The 21,291-nt window shown below is 43.8% G+C and carries 19 protein-coding genes, 1 riboswitch and 1 other annotated feature; all 19 genes read left to right on the top strand.

The genetic code is table 11. From position 1 onward, the window contains the following. Positions 1-167: 167 nt before the first annotated feature. The 19 genes from NST22_RS08270 to pyrP all read left to right on the top strand — a co-directional run bounded on the left by NST22_RS08270 (position 168) and on the right by pyrP (position 21,215). Positions 168-4,469 (top strand): bacillopeptidase F, encoded by a 4,302-nt coding sequence (locus NST22_RS08270; protein ID WP_003245629.1) that lies wholly within the window; start codon positions 168-170, stop codon positions 4,467-4,469. A gap of 194 nt (positions 4,470-4,663) precedes the next feature. Next, positions 4,664-5,593 (top strand): sigma-E processing peptidase SpoIIGA, encoded by a 930-nt coding sequence (gene spoIIGA, locus NST22_RS08275; RefSeq protein ID WP_003232163.1) that lies wholly within the window; start codon positions 4,664-4,666, stop codon positions 5,591-5,593. Between the two features lie 62 nt (positions 5,594-5,655). Further along, complete coding sequence (sigE, locus tag NST22_RS08280; RefSeq protein WP_003221446.1) at positions 5,656-6,375, top strand: RNA polymerase sporulation sigma factor SigE; 720 nt, start codon at positions 5,656-5,658, stop codon at positions 6,373-6,375. 139 nt (positions 6,376-6,514) lie between these two features. Continuing rightward, the gene (sigG, locus tag NST22_RS08285) at positions 6,515-7,297 is read left to right on the top strand and encodes an RNA polymerase sporulation sigma factor SigG (protein WP_009967190.1); all 783 of its coding nucleotides are present in this window, start codon (positions 6,515-6,517) and stop codon (positions 7,295-7,297) included. Between the two features lie 147 nt (positions 7,298-7,444). Further along, positions 7,445-8,239, top strand: coding sequence for an ABC transporter ATP-binding protein (locus NST22_RS08290; protein WP_003232156.1), 795 nt, complete (start codon positions 7,445-7,447; stop codon positions 8,237-8,239). A 12-nt stretch (positions 8,240-8,251) separates the two neighbouring features. Further along, positions 8,252-8,353, top strand: a riboswitch (TPP riboswitch). Positions 8,354-8,440: 87 nt separating this feature from the next. Beyond that, complete coding sequence (ylmB, locus tag NST22_RS08295) at positions 8,441-9,721, top strand: N-formyl-4-amino-5-aminomethyl-2-methylpyrimidine deformylase (protein ID WP_003244730.1); 1,281 nt, start codon at positions 8,441-8,443, stop codon at positions 9,719-9,721. Between the two features lie 82 nt (positions 9,722-9,803). Beyond that, positions 9,804-10,049, top strand: a complete 246-nt coding sequence (locus tag NST22_RS08300) for a YlmC/YmxH family sporulation protein (RefSeq protein WP_003232153.1) — start codon at positions 9,804-9,806, stop codon at positions 10,047-10,049. Between the two features lie 162 nt (positions 10,050-10,211). Beyond that, positions 10,212-11,048 (top strand): peptidoglycan editing factor PgeF, encoded by an 837-nt coding sequence (gene pgeF, locus NST22_RS08305; protein WP_009967191.1) that lies wholly within the window; start codon positions 10,212-10,214, stop codon positions 11,046-11,048. Positions 11,049-11,054: 6 nt separating this feature from the next. Then, entirely contained in the window at positions 11,055-11,747 is a 693-nt protein-coding gene (locus NST22_RS08310) for a YggS family pyridoxal phosphate-dependent enzyme (RefSeq protein ID WP_003245324.1), read from the top strand. Next, the gene (sepF, locus tag NST22_RS08315) at positions 11,744-12,199 is read left to right on the top strand and encodes a cell division protein SepF (protein WP_003244791.1); all 456 of its coding nucleotides are present in this window, start codon (positions 11,744-11,746) and stop codon (positions 12,197-12,199) included. Before NST22_RS08310 ends, sepF begins: the two co-directional genes overlap by 4 nt. Before the next feature lie 6 nt (positions 12,200-12,205). Continuing rightward, the gene (locus tag NST22_RS08320) at positions 12,206-12,478 is read left to right on the top strand and encodes a YggT family protein (RefSeq protein WP_003221463.1); all 273 of its coding nucleotides are present in this window, start codon (positions 12,206-12,208) and stop codon (positions 12,476-12,478) included. Between the two features lie 60 nt (positions 12,479-12,538). Beyond that, a complete protein-coding gene (locus NST22_RS08325) occupies positions 12,539-13,312 on the top strand; it encodes an RNA-binding protein (protein ID WP_003232140.1) in 774 nt (257 codons plus the stop codon). Between the two features lie 93 nt (positions 13,313-13,405). Beyond that, complete coding sequence (gene divIVA / locus NST22_RS08330) at positions 13,406-13,900, top strand: septum site-determining protein DivIVA (protein ID WP_003221468.1); 495 nt, start codon at positions 13,406-13,408, stop codon at positions 13,898-13,900. Positions 13,901-13,962: 62 nt separating this feature from the next. Next, positions 13,963-14,189, top strand: a binding site (T-box leader). Positions 14,190-14,241: 52 nt separating this feature from the next. Continuing rightward, a complete protein-coding gene (gene ileS, locus NST22_RS08335) occupies positions 14,242-17,007 on the top strand; it encodes an isoleucine--tRNA ligase (RefSeq protein WP_003245512.1) in 2,766 nt (921 codons plus the stop codon). Positions 17,008-17,151: 144 nt separating this feature from the next. Next, complete coding sequence (gene ylyA, locus NST22_RS08340) at positions 17,152-17,526, top strand: sporulation-related RNA polymerase-binding protein YlyA (protein WP_003245479.1); 375 nt, start codon at positions 17,152-17,154, stop codon at positions 17,524-17,526. Positions 17,527-17,628: 102 nt separating this feature from the next. Further along, the gene (lspA, locus tag NST22_RS08345; protein WP_003245047.1) at positions 17,629-18,093 is read left to right on the top strand and encodes a signal peptidase II; all 465 of its coding nucleotides are present in this window, start codon (positions 17,629-17,631) and stop codon (positions 18,091-18,093) included. Between the two features lies 1 nt (position 18,094). Further along, positions 18,095-19,006, top strand: a complete 912-nt coding sequence (locus NST22_RS08350) for an RluA family pseudouridine synthase (protein ID WP_003245307.1) — start codon at positions 18,095-18,097, stop codon at positions 19,004-19,006. Positions 19,007-19,188: 182 nt separating this feature from the next. Beyond that, positions 19,189-19,734 carry a bifunctional pyrimidine operon transcriptional regulator/uracil phosphoribosyltransferase gene (pyrR, locus tag NST22_RS08355; protein ID WP_003232127.1) on the top strand — a complete coding sequence of 182 codons (546 nt, stop codon included), beginning with the start codon at positions 19,189-19,191 and terminating at the stop codon, positions 19,732-19,734. Between the two features lie 173 nt (positions 19,735-19,907). Continuing rightward, positions 19,908-21,215 carry a uracil permease PyrP gene (pyrP, locus tag NST22_RS08360; RefSeq protein ID WP_003221479.1) on the top strand — a complete coding sequence of 436 codons (1,308 nt, stop codon included), beginning with the start codon at positions 19,908-19,910 and terminating at the stop codon, positions 21,213-21,215. Positions 21,216-21,291: the final 76 nt, after the last annotated feature.

Here is a 21,291-nt window from a genome sequence, read left to right on the forward strand (position 1 = left end):
ACATTTTTATCATTTTCATATATATGGAAATTGAATGACATGAAACGACAATATCTGTAATTCAGATTGTCTACAGTTAATATACAGCGATGTTCTGACAAACCATTCATTATTAAAAGGAGGGACGACACTTTTTTTAAAAAGCATGTTGAAAAAGGGGGATGAAAATGAGGAAAAAAACGAAAAACAGACTCATCAGCTCTGTTTTAAGTACAGTTGTCATCAGTTCACTGCTGTTTCCGGGAGCAGCCGGGGCAAGCAGTAAAGTCACCTCACCTTCTGTTAAAAAGGAGCTTCAATCTGCGGAATCCATTCAAAACAAGATTTCGAGTTCATTAAAGAAAAGCTTTAAAAAGAAAGAAAAAACGACTTTTCTGATTAAATTTAAAGATCTGGCTAACCCAGAAAAAGCGGCAAAAGCGGCTGTTAAAAAAGCGAAATCGAAGAAGCTGTCTGCCGCTAAGACGGAATATCAAAAGCGTTCTGCTGTTGTGTCATCTTTAAAAGTCACAGCCGATGAATCCCAGCAAGATGTCCTAAAATACTTGAACACCCAGAAAGATAAAGGAAATGCAGACCAAATTCATTCTTATTATGTGGTGAACGGGATTGCTGTTCATGCCTCAAAAGAGGTTATGGAAAAAGTGGTGCAGTTTCCCGAAGTGGAAAAGGTGCTTCCTAATGAGAAACGGCAGCTTTTTAAGTCATCCTCCCCATTTAATATGAAAAAAGCACAGAAAGCTATTAAAGCAACTGACGGTGTGGAATGGAATGTAGACCAAATCGATGCCCCAAAAGCTTGGGCACTTGGATATGATGGAACTGGCACGGTTGTTGCGTCCATTGATACCGGGGTGGAATGGAATCATCCGGCATTAAAAGAGAAATATCGCGGATATAATCCGGAAAATCCTAATGAGCCTGAAAATGAAATGAACTGGTATGATGCCGTAGCAGGCGAGGCAAGCCCTTATGATGATTTGGCTCATGGAACCCACGTGACAGGCACGATGGTGGGCTCTGAACCTGATGGAACAAATCAAATCGGTGTAGCACCTGGCGCAAAATGGATTGCTGTTAAAGCGTTCTCTGAAGATGGCGGCACTGATGCTGACATTTTGGAAGCTGGTGAATGGGTTTTAGCACCAAAGGACGCGGAAGGAAATCCCCACCCGGAAATGGCTCCTGATGTTGTCAATAACTCATGGGGAGGGGGCTCTGGACTTGATGAATGGTACAGAGACATGGTCAATGCCTGGCGTGCGGCCGATATTTTCCCTGAGTTTTCAGCGGGGAATACGGATCTCTTTATTCCCGGCGGGCCTGGTTCTATCGCAAATCCGGCAAACTATCCAGAATCGTTTGCAACTGGAGCGACTGATATCAATAAAAAGCTCGCTGACTTTTCTCTTCAAGGGCCATCTCCATATGATGAAATAAAGCCGGAAATATCTGCACCGGGCGTTAATATTCGTTCATCCGTTCCCGGTCAGACATATGAGGATGGTTGGGACGGCACATCAATGGCAGGGCCGCATGTATCCGCTGTTGCTGCACTGCTGAAACAGGCGAATGCCTCACTTTCTGTTGATGAGATGGAGGATATATTAACCAGCACGGCTGAACCGCTCACGGATTCAACATTTCCTGATTCACCGAATAACGGATATGGCCATGGTCTGGTGAATGCTTTTGATGCTGTATCCGCTGTTACAGATGGATTAGGGAAAGCGGAAGGACAAGTTTCTGTAGAGGGGGATGACCAAGAGCCTCCTGTCTATCAGCATGAGAAAGTAACTGAAGCTTATGAAGGTGGCAGCCTACCACTGACTTTGACAGCTGAAGACAATGTGAGTGTGACATCTGTAAAGCTGTCCTACAAGCTTGATCAAGGTGAATGGACAGAAATAACGGCTAAACGAATCAGCGGTGATCATCTAAAAGGAACGTATCAGGCAGAGATCCCAGATATAAAAGGAACTAAACTAAGCTATAAGTGGATGATTCACGATTTTGGCGGTCATGTCGTTTCGTCTGACGTATACGATGTAACAGTGAAACCAAGCATCACGGCGGGATATAAGCAGGACTTTGAAACTGCACCCGGCGGCTGGGTTGCGAGCGGAACAAATAATAACTGGGAATGGGGAGTTCCGTCAACTGGCCCAAATACAGCAGCATCCGGAGAAAAAGTATATGGAACGAATTTGACAGGAAATTATGCCAACTCAGCAAACATGAACCTTGTTATGCCTCCTATTAAAGCACCTGATTCAGGAAGTCTGTTCCTTCAATTTAAAAGCTGGCACAATTTAGAGGATGATTTTGATTACGGCTACGTTTTTGTTCTTCCGGAAGGTGAAAAGAATTGGGAGCAGGCTGGTGTCTATAACGGAAAGACATCAAGCTGGACGGACGAAGAAATTGATTTATCGGCTTATAAAGGCCAAAACATTCAAGTGATGTTTAACCTTCAATCTGATGAAAGCATTGCAAAAGAGGGCTGGTATATTGATGATGTAGTGCTTTCTGACAAATCAGCCGGAAAAACAGTCAAAAAGAATAAGCTGGGCGTCGAAAAGCCGTCTGGAAAGCAAAAGAAAAAGCCAGTAAATCCGAAAAAGGCTAAGCCATCTGCAAACACAGCGGTAAAACATCAGAACAAGGCTATACAGCCTCAAGTTTTGCCGCTCAAGGCACAAGTCAGTGTAGTGGAAACAGGAAAATCAACATATTCAGATCAATCCACAGGGCAGTACACGCTGAAGCACAAAGCGGGAGACTATACGCTTATGGCAGAAGCATATGGTTATCAGTCGAAAACACAAAAAGTATCTTTAAAGACGGATCAGACGACACAAGCTAATTTTACGTTAGAAGAGATGAAGAAGGGCACATTAAAAGGCACGGTCATCAATAAAACGACAGGAGAGCCGGTAACAGGCGCTTCCGTTTATGTTGTAGAGGATGCTGCGGTGGAACCGGCTATGACAAACGACAAAGGTGAATATATGCTGGAGGCCTATGAAGGCGCTTATACGATTAAAGTCGCTGCACCGGGTTATTACAGTGATGAATTTTCCGTTGAGTTAAAAGGTGATGTTACAAAAGAAACTGCATTGAAGCCTTTCGTCGGTTATCCGGGTGAAATTGCATATGATGACGGAACAGCGGAGAATGCCAATTCCTATTTTGCTGCCGGTAACGGATGGGCGGTAAAAATGACGCTCGCTGACGGCAAGGACAAAGGCATGCTTACAGGAGGGCTGTTCAGATTCTGGGATACAGAGTTCCCTGATCCGGGCGGCACAGAGTTTAAGGTTGAGGTATACGATGCCACAGGAAAAGACGGAGCACCGGGCAAGAAAATTGCAGGGCCATTTAACGCGGAAGCTCTTCGCAATGGCGAGTGGACTAAGGTAGATCTCAGTTCAAAAGGGATTATGGTCGATAAAGATTTTTATCTCGTATATATCCAGTCGAAACCTGATCCGTATTCACCTGGATTGGCAATGGATGAAACCGGCCAGAATTCCGGCCGCAACTGGCAGTATATAGATGGAAAGTGGCAGCCAGGTGACAAAGCGGATGGCAACTATATGATTCGCGCATTAGTTGATTATGAAGCTGCTGTACCTGAGATTACTTCACCGACAGACAAATCATACACAAATAAGGATAGCGTCACTGTAAAAGGAAACGCTTCTCCTGGCACAACGGTACACATTTATAATGGAGAGAAAGAAGCAGGAGAAACGAAAGCTGCTGCGGATGGCACGTTCCATGCAGGCATCATACTCAACAAGGGTGAAAATGAGCTGACGGCAACTGCATCAACTGACAACGGAACAACAGATGCCTCCAGCCCAATCACGGTCACGCTTGATCAAGAAAAGCCTGAATTAACACTGGACAATCCAAAGGATGGCGGGAAAACAAATAAAGAAACGCTGACTGTCAAAGGGGCTGTATCCGATGACAATCTGAAAGACGTCAAGGTGAATGGCAAAAAAGCAACAGTAGCTGATGGTTCATACTCAGCCCGTATTCTTTTGGAAAATGGAAGAAATGAAATCAAGGTAATTGCTACAGACTTGGCAGGCAACAAAACGACGAAAAAGACAGTCATTGATGTGAACTTTGACAAGCCTGTCATTTCCGGCTTAATTCCGGGAGAGGATAAAAACTTAAAAGCCGGTGAATCTGTGAAAATCGCTTTCTCAAGCGCTGAGGATTTAGATGCAACGTTTACCATTCGTATGCCGCTGACCAATGCAAGAGCGAGTGTGCAAAATGCCACCGAACTCCCGTTAAGAGAAATCTCTCCGGGGAGATATGAAGGCTATTGGACTGCCACTTCTTCTATTAAAGCAAAAGGAGCAAAAGTAGAAGTGATCGTCCGAGATGATTATGGAAATGAAACAAGAAAAACTGCGAATGGAAAACTTAATATGAACACAGAAAATTAAGTGGAAAAAAAGCTGCCGTCATTGGCAGCTTTTTTTATATCCTCTCATTATACTTCCTCGACAAATTAAGCAGATTTCCCTGAAAAATTGTATTTTCCTCTCAACATTAATTGACAGACTTTCCCACAGAGCTTGCTTTATACTTATGAAGCAAGAAGGGGAACAGCGTGAGGCAAGAAAGAAAGGAGTCAGATGTGAAAATCTATTTAGATGTCATTTGGCTGTTAAACTTTTGTTTTGATGCACTTTTGCTTTTGCTCACGGCATTTATTTTAAAACGGCATGTAAAAAAAAGAAGACTGGTAGGCGGAGCGTTCATCGGTTCCAGTATTGTCCTTTTGATGTTTACTCCTTTTTCGCCGATTGTTGAACATCCGGCTGGGAAGCTAGCTTTTTCAGTTGTGATTGTGGTGGTGACATTTGGCTTTAAAAGATTTCGGTTTTTCTTTCAAAATTTGTTTTCCTTTTATTTTGCCACTTTTTTAATGGGGGGAGGAATTATCGGAGCCCATTCTTTGCTGCAGTCAAATTCTATTGTTCAAAACGGTGTCATGATTACCAATCAAACAGGGTTTGGAGACCCGATCAGCTGGTTGTTTATTGTTGGTGGCTTTCCAGCATTATGGTTTTTTTCTAAAAGAAGAATTGAAGATATTGAAACAAAAAACATTCAATATGAGGAACGAGTCAGCGTGCAGGCAGATTTGGGCAGCCAAACACTTCATGTCAGAGGCCTGATTGATTCCGGTAACCAGCTGTACGATCCTCTTACAAAAACACCGGTAATGATCATTTACATTGATAAACTGGAGCCGATTTTCGGAACAGCCGAAACGATGATCATTCGAAACACAGACCCATTGGAAGCCATCGAACAGCTCGATGATTCCTTTCGCTTTTTAGATAAAATGAGGTTGATTCCATACAGGGGAGTTGGTCAGCAAAATCAATTTTTATTATGCGTTAAACCGGATCACGTAACGATTATGACAAAAGAAGAAATGATTTCTGCAGATAAATGTTTAATCGGTATCAGCACAACAAAGCTGTCGGCAGATGGAGAGTTTGACGCGATTATTCATCCGAAAATGCTTTCGGGCAAGGCTGTCAAACACGTTTCATAATGTTCGCAAATGTCCGTTACTTATCATACTCAAACGGCGTGACATTTAGAAGGGAGAGGAAGATGAAAAAACTGAAATTACGGTTGACGCACCTCTGGTATAAGCTGCTGATGAAACTTGGGCTGAAAAGTGATGAAGTCTATTACATAGGCGGGAGTGAAGCCCTGCCGCCTCCATTATCTAAAGATGAGGAGCAGGTTTTGTTAATGAAGCTCCCAAACGGCGATCAGGCGGCGCGCGCCATTCTAATTGAACGCAATTTGCGTCTGGTCGTATATATCGCCCGTAAATTTGAAAATACGGGAATTAATATAGAGGATTTAATCAGCATCGGTACCATCGGTCTAATCAAAGCTGTTAATACATTTAATCCAGAAAAGAAAATCAAGCTTGCTACCTATGCCTCCCGGTGTATAGAAAATGAAATCCTGATGTATTTAAGAAGAAATAACAAAATCCGTTCAGAGGTTTCCTTTGATGAACCGCTTAATATTGATTGGGACGGCAATGAGCTTTTGCTTTCTGATGTGCTCGGCACTGACGATGACATCATCACTAAAGACATAGAAGCTAACGTCGATAAAAAGCTTTTGAAAAAAGCGCTTGAACAGCTTAATGAGAGAGAAAAGCAAATCATGGAGCTGCGGTTTGGGCTTGTCGGTGAAGAAGAAAAAACCCAAAAGGATGTAGCGGATATGATGGGGATTTCTCAGTCTTATATTTCGCGGCTTGAGAAAAGAATTATAAAAAGGTTGAGAAAAGAGTTCAACAAAATGGTGTAAAAAATTTTATGGTTAGAACCCCTTGATTTTACAGGGATTTCCTGATTTCGACAGTTTTTCGGTCTGAGTGCAGTGCATATTTTTCCCACCCAAGGAGATACTTAACGTTGTACAGCAGCTCCTGTAGGGAGGGAAAAAAGTGTCGAGAAATAAAGTCGAAATCTGCGGGGTGGATACCTCCAAATTACCAGTACTCAAGAATGAAGAGATGAGAAAGCTGTTTAGGCAGCTGCAGGATGAAGGCGATGATTCAGCAAGAGAAAAGCTTGTAAACGGGAACTTGCGTCTTGTCTTAAGTGTCATTCAACGATTTAATAACAGAGGGGAGTATGTTGATGACTTATTTCAAGTCGGCTGCATCGGACTAATGAAATCCATTGATAATTTTGACCTAAGCCACAATGTTAAGTTTTCAACATACGCTGTACCTATGATTATCGGAGAGATCCGCAGGTATTTACGTGATAATAACCCGATCCGTGTCTCAAGATCACTCCGGGACATCGCTTACAAGGCGCTTCAGGTAAGAGAGCGGTTAATCAGTGAGACAAGCAAGGAGCCGACTGCAGAAGACATCGCAAAAGTTCTTGAAGTACCGCATGAGGAAATTGTATTTGCGCTTGATGCCATTCAGGATCCGGTTTCTCTATTTGAACCGATCTATAACGACGGCGGAGACCCGATCTATGTGATGGACCAAATCAGTGATGAGCGTAATACAGATTCACAATGGATTGAAGAGCTGGCTTTAAAAGAGGGCATGAGAAGGCTGAACGATAGGGAAAAAATGATTTTGAGAAAGCGATTCTTCCAAGGGAAAACCCAAATGGAAGTCGCCGAGGAAATCGGAATTTCTCAAGCGCAGGTGTCCAGACTTGAAAAAGCGGCTATCAAACAAATGAATAAAAATATTCATCAATAATGAAAAGCCTTTAAAACGATGTTGTTTTAAAGGCTTTTCTATTGATTATGGATGGTTTACGTTTTGGAAAAAGTAAGGTATCCTAGTTCGTACAAAGTTTTATGAAAATTAAAACAATTATAAAAGGCAATAAAGAGGAGGACCACGATGATTTTGCAGCTTGACAATGTCTCACTAAAACGGAATGGGAAATGGATACTGAAAGATATTCATTGGAAGGTGGAAGAAAAGGAAAATTGGGTGCTTTACGGCCTAAATGGCGCCGGGAAGACAGCGCTGTTAAATATGCTTTGCTCATATTATTTTCCAACATCAGGCGAGATGCAGGTGCTCGGCCATGAATTTGGCAAAACAGAGCTTGGGGAAAAGCTCAGACGTAAAATTGGCCTCGTCTCAGCAGCTCTTCAGCAAAAATTGTATCCGGCAGATTCAGCTTTTGAAATTGCTTTGAGCGGAGCTTACGCTTCGATTGGGTTATATGAAACGCCAAGTAAGGAAACCAGGGAAAAAGCGATAGGTTTGTTAGAGGACTTGGGAGCAATTGAATATGCCGATCGCCGCTATGAAACCCTTTCTCAAGGGGAAAAACAAAGAGCATTGATTGCTAGAGCACTAATGGCCGATCCGGAGCTGCTGATACTGGATGAACCAGTCACAGGACTGGATTTTATTGCCCGGGAAAAGCTGTTAGATACGATTACATACATTGCAAACAAAGAAAATGCACCATCTATCCTTTATGTGACTCATCATGCTGAAGAAATTTTGCCTGTCTTTGATAAAGCCCTTTTATTAAAACAGGGAGAGGTTTTTGGATCCGGAGAAATAAAGGAAATGCTTACTGATCAAATACTTTCCGCTTTTTTTGATACGCCAATCCATGTATTATGGAATCAGGATCGGCCGTTTTTAACAAGAGCTGAGCCGATAACGAATGCCTGACAAATATATATAGATTCATCCTAGGGGTGCTTTGCGAAGCTGAGAGAGACTTTGTCTCAACCCTTTTGACCTGATCTGGATCATGCCAGCGGAGGGAAGCGGTGAAAAGCGGAGTACATCGGACTCCGTTTGTTTTTATTAAGCCGTTTCATCACATTTGAAACGGCTTTTTTGATTTTAAAGAATAGGAGCGGATTTACATTGGATCAACAAATATACTCTTTGCAAAAAAAAGTGGAAGAACATAAGGAGGAGCTTATTCAGCTTGCGAAAACGCTGATTTCTTATCAAACACCTGCTCCGCCTGCAAGAAATACAGAGGGCATTCAGTCTTGGATTGCGGGATATTTAAATGAATTGGGATTCTCGATCGACAAATGGGATGTGTACCCTGGAGATCCCAATGTTGTAGGGAAGCTAAAAGGAACAGATTCAGCAGATTATTATAGCCTGATTATCAATGGCCATGTAGATGTGGCAGAGGTAAAAGAGGATGAAGAATGGAAGCACGATCCGTTTCATCCCATTGAAAAAAACGGTCTCTTAATCGGGCGAGGCGCTTCCGATATGAAGGGCGGAATGGCTTGTGTGCTGTTTGCTGTCAAATTAATTCGTGAAGCAAGCATTGAACTTCCAGGTGATCTGATTCTGCAATCGGTTATTGGGGAGGAAGTTGGAGAGGCCGGCACACTTGAATGCTGCAAGAGGGGCTACCACGCTGATTTTGCAATTGTCGCGGATACGAGCGATATGCATATTCAAGGCCAAGGCGGTGTCATTACAGGCTGGATCGAAATCAAAAGCAGTCAAACATTTCATGATGGAACGAGACGGAATATGATTCATGCAGGCGGAGGAACATTCGGAGCAAGCGCAATTGAAAAAATGGCAAAAATCATTGCGGGGCTCGGTGAACTTGAGCGCCACTGGTCTATTATGAAAAGTTATCCCGGTTTTAAACCAGGCACAAATACGATTAACCCGGCAGTTATAGAAGGCGGCAGACATGCGGCTTTTATAGCGGACGAATGCCGGCTGTGGATCACAGTCCATTTTTATCCGAATGAAACCCATGACCAAGTGGCAGCGGAAATAGAAGATTACGTCAATCGGCTGAGTGACAGTGATATTTGGCTTAGGGAAAACCGCCCTGTATTCAAGTGGGGAGGCTCATCTATGATAGAAGACAGGGGAGAAATTTTTCCGGCATTGGAAGTTGACCCTGGCCACCCAGGCGTCTTAGCGCTAACTGCCTCTCATCAGAAAGTGAAACGGGAGTGTCCAATTATTGACGTTTCTCAATCAGTTACAGATGGCGGATGGCTGTATGATGCCGGTATTCCATGCGTAATATACGGTCCTGGAGATCTGCACAATGCACACTCTGTGAACGAGAAGGTATCGATTGAGCAGCTAGTAGAGTATACAAAAATTATACTCGATTTTATCATCAGCTGGTGCAGCCGGAAAAAAGAACAATGACATGAAAATTTCTTCTTGCTGACAAGGTTCAGCCTGCCCGTTCATATACTTGAACAAAAGGACGGAAAAAGGACGTGATGGAATGATCAGCATTTCAGAATTTCAGGTAAAGGATGTCGTCAATGTCTCAAACGGAAAAAAGCTGGGGAGTATTGGTGATATTGATATCAATGTGACCACTGGAAAAATTCAGGCGATCATACTCGGAGGAAATGGGAAAGTTCTCGGATTTTTTGGAAAAGAAGAGGAATTGGTCATTCCATGGCGAAATATAGTAAAAATCGGGGAAGATGTAATCTTAGTCCGATTAAGTGAACCACATGCATAAACCTGCTTGTCTGCCGCAGATTGGCAAATGCCGGAAGTCTCGATTCTTCCGGCACATTTCATTTAGAAATATGCAAATCGGCGCTCAACGAATGCAGTAAGATGTGGTAAAATAAGTGGGAAATTCCGCTTTTTTAAATGTTTGTCGAAAGGTTGGATCATCATGAATACATATCACCCATTCAGTCTTACCACACCCTCGACACTCATGATACAAGACTGGGCTCAAACGAATCAAAACAACAAAGAGGTCATTGCCGGATTTACGACAAAAAACGGCGGTGTCAGCCAAAAGCCTTTTGAATCGTTAAATACAGGATTGCACGTTCATGACAAAGATGCAGATGTAGTTAAAAATCGTGAATATATTGCCGATATGTTTAATACTGATTTGCAGTCTTGGGTATTCGCTGATCAGACACATGATAATCGCGTTCAGAAAGTGACGCAGAGGGATAGGGGAAAAGGCGCCCGTGAGTATCACACGGCTCTAAAAGCAACGGACGGGATCTATACAAATGAAAAAAATGTATTTTTAGCATTATGCTTTGCTGATTGTGTGCCTCTTTTCTTTTATGATCCGGTTAAGTCGCTTGTCGGAGTCGCCCATGCCGGGTGGAAAGGCACCGTCAAACAGATTGGCAGAGAAATGGTGAAGCAATGGACTGAGAAGGAAGGTTCAAATCCCTCAGATATTTACGCTGTTATTGGCCCGTCTATCAGCGGAGCATGCTATACGGTAGACGACCGCGTCATGGATGCTGTCCGCGCATTGCCGGTTTCAGCAGACCTTGCCGCCAATCAGACGGCAAAGGCACAATATCAGCTTGATCTGAAAGAGCTGAACCGTCTTATACTGATGGACAGCGGTTTGGCAAGTGAACAAATTTCTGTCAGCGGTTTATGCACGGAAAGCGAGCCGTCTCTTTTCTATTCTCATCGCCGCGATCAGGGGAAAACTGGACGGATGATGTCCTTTATCGGAATGAAGGAGGCATAAAAGATCTTGCGTGTTGTTGATAATTTACGACATATAAACGAACGAATAAACGAAGCATGTAACAGATCGGGCCGCAGCTCCGATGAAGTTACGGTTATTGCAGTCACAAAATATGTATCACCTGAAAGAGCACAGGAGGCAGTAGATGCTGGCATCACCTGCCTCGGAGAGAATCGGGATGCGGAACTGCTCCGCAAACAGGAATTGATGAAAGGGAATCCGGAATGGCATTTTATCGGCAGTCTGCAATCAAGAAAAGCAAAATCTGTCGTCAATTCGGTTTCCTATATCCATTCCCTAGACCGGCTCTCATTAGCGAAAGAAATTGAAAAACGGGCTGAAGGTACTGTACGATGCTTTGTGCAGGTCAATACCTCTCTTGAGCCTTCTAAACATGGCATGAAAAAAGAAGAAGTCATTCCATTCATACAGGAGCTTTCCGGTTTCGAACATATCCTTGTTGCCGGGCTGATGACAATGGCTCCGCTGACTGATGATCAAGATCAGATCAGAAGCTGTTTCAGGTCGCTGAGAGAACTCCGTGACCAGGTTCAGAAGCTGAACCAGCCGAACGCTCCGTGTACTGAACTGTCGATGGGCATGTCAAATGATTTTGAAATTGCAATTGAAGAAGGAGCTACTTATATTAGAATCGGCTCATCGTTAGTCGGAAATGAAACAGGGGGTGTACAGCAATGAGTATGAAAAATAAACTGAAAAACTTTTTCTCAATGGAAGATGAAGAATACGAATATGAATATATTGAGACAGAGCGGGAATCTCATGAGGAGCATGAGCAAAAAGAAAAGCCGGCTTACAACGGGAATAAACCTGCGGGCAAACAGAATGTAGTGAGCTTGCAAAGTGTTCAGAAATCCTCTAAAGTGGTGTTGAGTGAGCCGCGCGTTTATGCGGAGGCGCAGGAAATAGCCGACCATTTGAAGAACCGGCGGGCAGTTGTCGTCAATCTTCAGCGGATACAGCATGACCAGGCGAAGCGGATTGTTGACTTTTTAAGCGGAACCGTTTATGCCATTGGCGGCGATATTCAAAGAATCGGCTCAGATATTTTCCTCTGCACGCCTGACAACGTAGATGTATCAGGCACAATTTCTGAGCTCATATCTGAAGACGAACATCAGAGGTGGTAAAGCGAGATGATCCTTTATCAAGTTTTTTCGGTTTTAAGCTTATTAATCACAATATACTCATTTGCCCTGATCATATATATTTTTATGTCATGGGTGCCGAGTACGAGGGAAACAGCAGTCGGGCGTTTTTTGGCTTCGATTTGTGAACCATATCTCGAACCATTCAGAAAAATCATCCCTCCGATTGCAATGCTGGATATTTCACCAATCGTAGCAATACTTGTGCTTCGGTTTGCGACAACCGGCTTGTGGGGACTTTATCGCATGATTGCGTTTTAATGTGACAGTTTGATAGGGGCTTGGCAGCAGCCAAGCCTCTTTACATAGAAGGGAAAGACGATGAGCGATATATATCAGCACTTCAGAAAAGACGAGCGGGCCTTTATTGATCAAGCGCTCGAATGGAAAAGAATTGTCCAGGAGCAGTACCGGATGAAGCTGACCGACTTTTTAGATCCCCGAGAGCAGGTCATCCTCTCTGCTGTTACGGGACAGGCAGATGTCGGGCTTGCCTTTTCCGGCGGCTATGACAGAGCGGAGCGGAAACGGGCGATTCTGTTTCCAGAGTACATTACTCCGGAAGAATCAGATTTTGAACTGCAGGCGTTTAACGTCCGTTATGCTGACAAGTTTGTCTCAGTAGATCATCGTTCTCTGCTTGGTGCATTAATGGGCATAGGATTAAAGCGGCAAAAATTCGGTGACATCGTGTTTTCTGAGACAGCAGTGCAATTGATTGTCTCAGCCGATACCGCTGATTTTGTGGCTGCACAGCTGACCCAAGCAGGCAAAGCGGCGGTCAGCCTAGAGAAAATCGACTTGTCAGACCTTAACATTCCAGCAGTTGATGTCGAAATAAGAGATGACACGGTTTCTTCTTTAAGGCTTGACGCCGTCTGCGCCTCTATGAGCAGGCAATCCCGCCAGAAATCACAGACGCTTGTGAAAAACGGCCTTGTGAAAGTGAACTGGAAGGTGGTTGAAGATCCTTCATACATAGTCGCGGAAGGGGACATGCTGTCTATCAGAGGTTTTGGCCGGTGCAGCTTAACAAAAATCGAAGGAAAAACCAAAAAAGACAAATGGAGAGTTACGTTTGAACGACAAAAATAGTCGGTTTTTCAGTTTTTTTCTCCATCTGTGCGAAATTTGTTTTATAATGTGAACTAGATAACCGTACTGAAATGTAAAAATGGAGGTGGCATCATGCCATTAACGCCAAATGATATTCACAACAAGACGTTTACAAAAAGTTTTCGCGGATATGATGAAGATGAAGTAAATGAATTCCTAGCCCAAGTCAGAAAAGATTACGAAATTGTTCTCCGCAAGAAAACTGAGCTTGAAGCGAAAGTCAATGAGCTTGATGAAAGAATCGGACACTTTGCCAATATTGAGGAGACATTGAATAAATCAATTTTAGTTGCTCAAGAAGCGGCTGAAGACGTAAAACGCAATTCTCAAAAAGAAGCAAAGCTGATCGTTCGGGAAGCGGAGAAAAACGCTGATCGCATTATCAACGAATCGTTATCAAAATCAAGAAAAATTGCAATGGAAATTGAAGAGCTGAAAAAACAGTCTAAAGTGTTCAGAACACGTTTCCAAATGCTGATTGAAGCTCAGCTTGATCTTCTGAAAAATGACGATTGGGATCATCTCCTTGAGTATGAAGTCGACGCTGTATTTGAGGAAAAGGAATAAATTCTCTGATTATCTTGACATTTTCTTAGCTTGTCGAATATAATACGTTCATAAATTCAGATGAAAAAACGGTTGAAAGGGACAGTCATGTTTCCTTCAGGCCTTCATAGCGACCCGGAGATGGTGAGAGTCCGGGATGGCCGGAATCATGTAGATCAGCCCTTTAGTTTCCTTGCTGAACTCACAGTAGGTTAGGACGTTCATCACGTTACGATGCTCAAGAGGAAAAAGTGTATGCTTGCTTTTTCTAAAAGGGTGGTACCGCGAGATAAGCTTTCTCGTCCCTTATGGGATGAGAGGGCTTTTTTTATTTTCTGAAAAAATGCAGTGGAGGAATGAAAATGGATTTTAAAGACACGCTCTTAATGCCGAAAACAGATTTCCCGATGCGTGGAAATTTGCCAAACCGTGAGCCTGACATTCAAAAAAAATGGGAGGAAGAAGATATCTACCGTCTTGTTCAGGAACGGACGAAAGACCGCCCGAAATTTGTTTTACATGACGGACCTCCGTATGCAAACGGCGACATCCATATGGGCCATGCACTTAACAAGATTTTGAAAGACTTCATTGTCCGCTATAAATCAATGAGCGGCTACAACGCACCGTATGTGCCGGGCTGGGATACACACGGATTGCCAATTGAAACAGCTCTGACAAAAAACAAAAAGGTCAACCGCAAAGAAATGTCAGTAGCGGAATTCCGCAAACTATGCGAAGAGTACGCTTGGAAGCAAATCGAGGGACAGCGTGAGCAATTCAAACGTCTTGGTGTCCGCGGTGACTGGGAAAACCCATATGTGACATTAAAACCGGAATACGAAGCGCAGCAAATCCGCGTATTTGGTGAAATGGCAAAACGAGGCTACATTTACAAAGGCCTTAAACCGGTTAACTGGTCACCTTCAAGTGAGTCTGCTCTGGCTGAAGCCGAGATCGAATATCAAGATAAACGTTCAGCATCTATTTACGTCGCTTTTGGTGTAAAAGACGGAAAAGGCGTTCTTGAAAACGGCGAGCGCATCATCATTTGGACAACAACGCCGTGGACAATTCCGGCGAACCTCGGAATCTCAGTGCACCCTGATCTTGAGTACAGCGTGATTGCAGTAGGTGAAGACCGCTTTGTTGTAGCAAGTGCCTTAGTCGAAAATGTTGCATCGGCATGCGGATTTGATCAGTATGAAGTGACAAGAACGGTCAAAGGGAAAGACCTTGAGAACATTATCGCTGAACACCCGCTATATGGCAGAGACTCTCTCGTTATGCTTGGTGAACACGTAACAACTGATGCCGGAACAGGCTGTGTTCATACAGCGCCTGGACATGGGGAAGATGACTTTATCATCGGCCAAAAATACGGTTTAGATGTGCTTTGCCCGGTCGATGAAAAAGGTGTAATGACAAGCGAAGCTCCTGGCTTTGAAGGCATGTTCTATGATGATGCAAACAAAGCGATCACACAGCAGCTTGATGAAAAAGGCGCACTTGTGAAGCTTGAATTCATTACTCATTCTTATCCGCATGATTGGAGAACAAAAAAACCAACCATTTTCAGAGCAACAGCGCAATGGTTTGCGTCTATTAAAGATTTCAGATCAGACCTGCTGGATGCCATTAAAGAAACCAAATGGGTTCCTGAATGGGGCGAGCAGCGTTTGCACAACATGGTTCGGGACCGCGGAGACTGGTGTATTTCCAGACAGCGTGCGTGGGGTGTGCCGATTCCGGTATTTTACGCTGAAAACGGAGAACCGGTTATTACAGATGAAACCATTGAACATGTTTCTGAATTGTTCAGACAGCATGGATCAAACATTTGGTTTGAAAAAGAAGCAAAGGATCTTCTTCCGGAAGGCTTTACGCATCCTGGCAGCCCGAACGGCACATTTACAAAAGAACAGGATATCATGGATGTTTGGTTTGATTCAGGCTCTTCACATCAAGCAGTGCTTGAAGAACGTGATGACCTCGTTCGCCCGGCTGATCTATACCTAGAGGGATCTGACCAATATCGCGGCTGGTTTAACTCTTCTCTTTCTACAGCAGTAGCCGTAACAGGGAAAGCGCCGTATAAAGGTGTGCTCAGCCATGGGTTCGCACTGGATGGAGAAGGACGTAAGATGAGTAAATCAATCGGTAACGTTGTTGTTCCGGCTAAAGTCATGAAACAGCTTGGTGCCGACATCTTAAGATTATGGGTATCTTCAGTGGATTATCAGGCGGACGTTCGCGTGTCTGACGCCATTCTGAAGCAGGTTGCGGAAGTATATCGTAAAATCCGCAACACGTTCCGTTTCCTTCACGGCAACCTTTTCGATTTTGATCCAAAAACAAATGCGGTGGCTGTCGAAGATCTTCGCGAAGTGGATCAGTATATGCTGATTAAGCTGAACAAGCTGATTGATAAAGTGAAAAAAGCGTATGATGAGTACGAATTTGCGGTTGTGTATCACAGCATTCATAATTTCTGCACAATCGAATTGAGCTCATTCTACCTTGATTTTGCAAAAGATATTGTCTACATCGAGCATGCGGATCATCCGGATAGACGCAGCATGCAGACAGTATTCTACGAAACGCTTCTTGCATTAGTGAAGCTTTCAGCGCCTATCCTTCCACATACGGCAGACGAATTGTGGTCTCATTTAACATTTGTTGAAGAGCAGAGCGTTCAGTTGACCGATATGCCGGAAACAATCACGGTTCCAAACAGTGAAGCGACTGAAGAAAAATTTGACCGCTTTATGGCTCTTCGTGATGACGTGTTAAAAGCATTAGAAACTGCGCGAAATGAAAAAATTATCGGTAAATCTTTGGAAGCAAACCTGAAATTGTATCCAAACAAAGAAAACAAGGAGCTCTTGGCTTCCATAAAAGAAAACCTTTCTCAGCTGTTTATTGTGTCTGAACTGACAATCAGCGAAGAAAATGAAGCGCCGAACGATGCGCAAAGCTTTGCGACGGGTAAAATCGCTGTCGAGAAAGCGGAAGGCGAAATGTGTGAGAGATCTCGTGTGATTTCAAAAGATGTAGGGGCAAATCCGAAATATCCTACACTTTCATTACGCAACGCTGAAATCGTTGAAAAATACTATCAAAAATAATGCAAAAGAGCCCGGCGTAAAAGCCGGGCTTTTTTTGTGCCAAGAGTGACATCCTTTAGAACGAAAGGAAAAATCTTATGGGCTTTAGATCATCATTCACAGGCAACAATAAAGATACTACGTTAAGAGCAGGAGTTGTGAAGAATGAATGATCAACTGACCGCAATTTATACGGAACTTCTTCTGATGAAAGAAGAATTACAGTCGAGATTATTTGAGTATTCTTGCTTTCAGGTTTCTACAAGCCCGCAAGCAGCAATCAATCAAAAACAAAAAGCAACTCTGATCTATCATATTAAAGAAGAACTTCAAGACGTTCTCCTTGCATTGTCCAAAATCGAAAACGGCACATTCGGATACTGTGAAGAAACTGGGGCCCCCATTCCTCTTGCAAAGCTGGCAGTGCTGCCGACGGCCCGAACAGCAAACGATTTTCTTTATTCTGTCCAATTTGAGAAAAAAACGCTTCCGATATGGAAATCAACGGATATCGAATATGGTCAGGCACTGTATGAATAACAGTGTCTGTCCGGTTAATATGCCTGATATTTCTTTACTCCAGTGCTTTTTATTGATAAAATGCATAATGGATTAAAGTAACCGTAAACTGGAGGAACGTTTGTGCTGTATTATATGATTGCACTACTTATTATTGCAGCCGATCAATTGACAAAATGGCTAGTTGTTAAGAACATGGAACTTGGCCAAAGCATTCCGATCATTGATCAGGTATTCTATATCACCTCCCATCGCAATACGGGTGCTGCATGGGGGATATTAGCGGGTCAAATGTGGTTTTTCTACCTCATAACAACCGCTGTTATTATTGGTATTGTTTATTACATACAGCGTTATACAAAGGGACAAAGGCTTCTTGGCGTTGCCCTCGGACTTATGCTTGGCGGTGCCATCGGCAACTTTATCGATCGGGCTGTCAGACAGGAAGTTGTGGATTTTATCCATGTTATTATTGTCAATTACAATTACCCGATATTTAACATCGCGGACTCTTCACTATGTGTCGGCGTAATGCTTTTATTTATACAAATGCTGTTGGACAGCGGGAAAAAGAAAAAGGAGCAATAGCATGAATCAAATTGATATAACCGCTTCAGAAGAACAAAAAAGTGAGCGGATTGATAAATTTTTGGCATCGACTGAGAATGATTGGTCAAGAACCCAGGTTCAGCAATGGGTAAAAGACGGACAGGTTGTCGTGAACGGAAGCGCGGTGAAAGCGAATTATAAAATTCAGCCGGGTGATCAGGTGACCGTCACTGTACCTGAACCGGAAGCGCTCGACGTCCTGGCAGAGCCTATGGATCTGGATATTTATTATGAGGACCAGGATGTGCTGGTCGTCAACAAACCTCGCGGAATGGTTGTTCACCCAGCACCCGGGCATCTTACGGGCACACTTGTAAACGGTCTTATGGCTCATTGCACAGACCTTTCCGGAATAAATGGTGTGATGCGCCCGGGTATTGTTCACAGAATCGATAAGGACACGTCCGGTTTATTAATGGTGGCGAAAAATGATATGGCGCACGAGTCACTCGTAAACCAATTGGTCAACAAAACGGTCACGCGGAAATATACGGCGGTTGTCCACGGGCTTATTTCTCATGATGACGGCACAATTGACGCGCCGATCGGACGGGATAAAAAAGACCGTCAAAGCATGACTGTGACACGTGATGGCAAAAACGCTGTCACTCATTTTCATGTGCTTGAGCGTTTTCAGGATTTTACGTTAGTGGAGTGCCAGCTTGAAACAGGGAGAACCCATCAAATTCGTGTTCATATGAAATATATCGGATTCCCATTAGCAGGCGATCCGAAATACGGCCCAAGAAAAACAATCGACTTTAATGGCCAAGCGCTTCACGCGGGAGTTTTAGGTTTTGACCATCCACGAACAGGAGAATATGTCGAATTTGAAGCGCCGCTTCCCGAGGATATGGCAGAATTAATCGAAAACCTCAGAAAAAACGGTTGACAGAGGGTTTCTTTTCTGAAATAATAAACGAAGCTGAATAGATTCTTTAAAACAGTCCAGAGAGGCTGAGAAGGATAACGGATAGACGGGATGCGTGTATAGGCGCGCACCTTGTCCTAAAACCCCTCTATGCTCTGGCAGGAGGGGTTTTTTCTTCTATATGAACTGTGAGGTGTCACACATTGAATCAAAAAGCTGTCATTCTCGACGAACAGGCAATTAGACGGGCGCTGACCAGGATTGCTCACGAAATGATCGAACGCAATAAAGGAATGAATAACTGCATTCTTGTCGGCATTAAGACAAGAGGGATTTACCTGGCAAAACGCCTTGCGGAACGCATTGAACAGATTGAGGGAAATCCTGTTACAGTCGGTGAAATTGATATTACTCTTTACAGAGATGATCTTTCTAAAAAAACAAGCAACGATGAACCGCTTGTAAAAGGTGCAGATATTCCGGTAGATATTACAGATCAAAAAGTCATTCTCGTTGATGATGTTCTGTATACCGGAAGAACAGTCAGAGCAGGAATGGATGCGCTTGTTGATGTAGGCAGACCTTCCTCCATTCAGCTTGCAGTGCTTGTGGACAGAGGACACCGGGAGCTGCCGATCCGAGCGGATTATATCGGGAAAAACATCCCGACATCAAAGTCTGAAAAGGTTATGGTACAGCTTGATGAGGTAGACCAAAACGATCTCGTCGCCATTTATGAAAACGAATAATAGATCACCTTTTTAAGGGCAATCCAGAGAGGTTGCAAAGAGGTGCACAACAAAGGCCCAAAAAGTATTCGGCAGGTCTTTGTATGCCTCTTTGCGTAAAAAAGCAAAGAGGTTTTTTTATACAGTCATTGAGTCATCCTAAAATGAAAGTCAACAATCAGGGGGAAATCATCATGAGTAAGAAAAAAGTAAATTTAGGGGTCAGGGATGTCCCGACACCTTTCTCTTGGGTTTCATTCAGCCTTCAGCATTTGTTTGCCATGTTTGGCTCAACCATTTTGGTTCCGAAGCTCGTCGGAATGAGTCCTGCTGTGGCGTTGGTGACAAGCGGCATCGGAACACTGGCGTACCTTCTTATTACCAAAGGACAAATTCCGGCGTATCTCGGTTCATCCTTCGCCTTTATTTCTCCGATCATTCTGGTAAAAGCGACCGGCGGGCCGGGAGCGGCAATGGTTGGAGCGTTTCTTGCAGGGCTGGTGTACGGGCTGATTGCCTTATTGATTAGGCAGCTTGGAACAGGATGGCTGATGAAGATTCTCCCGCCTGTAGTCGTAGGGCCTGTTATTATCGTCATCGGGCTGGGACTGGCAAGCACTGCAGTAAACATGGCGATGTATGCTGATCCGAACGCGAGTGAGTTGGTCTACAGCTTAAAGCACTTTAGTGTCGCAGGAGTTACGCTGGCAATTACGATTATTTGTGCGATTTTCTTACGAGGGTTTTTAAGCCTGATTCCGGTTCTGATCGGAATCATCGGCGGATACCTGTTTGCCCTTACTCAAGGGATTGTCAACTTCCAGCCGGTGCTTGACGCGAAATGGTTTGCAGTGCCTGAATTTATCATTCCGTTCAAAGATTATTCACCGTCAGTTACGCTCGGCATCGCAGCCGCAATGGTTCCTGTCGCATTTGTCACAATGTCAGAGCATATCGGCCACCAAATGGTGCTGAGCAAGGTTGTCGGACAAGACTTCATTAAAAAGCCAGGTCTTCATCGCTCTATTATGGGTGACAGTGTGGCGACAATCCTCGCTTCCCTGATCGGCGGCCCTCCGACAACGACTTACGGAGAAAACATTGGCGTGCTGGCCATCACAAGAGTATTCAGCGTCTTTGTCATCGGGGGCGCGGCAGTGATTGCCCTTTGCTTCGGCTTTATCGGCAAAATTTCAGCGCTGATCAGTTCAGTGCCGTCAGCGGTCATGGGAGGCGTCTCCTTCCTGCTGTTCGGAATCATTGCTTCAAGCGGCCTGAGAATGCTGATTGACAACAAAATTGATTATGAAAACAACAGAAACCTCATTATTACATCAGTTATCCTTGTCATCGGTGTAGGAGGCGCTTTTATCCAAGTGTCTCAGGGCGGATTCCAAGTGTCAGGAATGGCGCTTGCCGCAATTGTCGGTGTCATCTTAAACCTGATTCTTCCGCAGGCGAAGGAAGAGCAGGCAGACACATCTGAACAACATCATATTTAAAACCTTTTAATGAAAGTCCAGAGAGGCTTGGAAGGGTTATGAAGAGAAGGAAGCTTCAATGCTGCCCTCTATTTAA

Source organism: Bacillus sp. PS237, from assembly GCF_037963345.1.
Classification (GTDB): Bacteria; Bacillota; Bacilli; order Bacillales; family Bacillaceae; genus Bacillus; species Bacillus subtilis.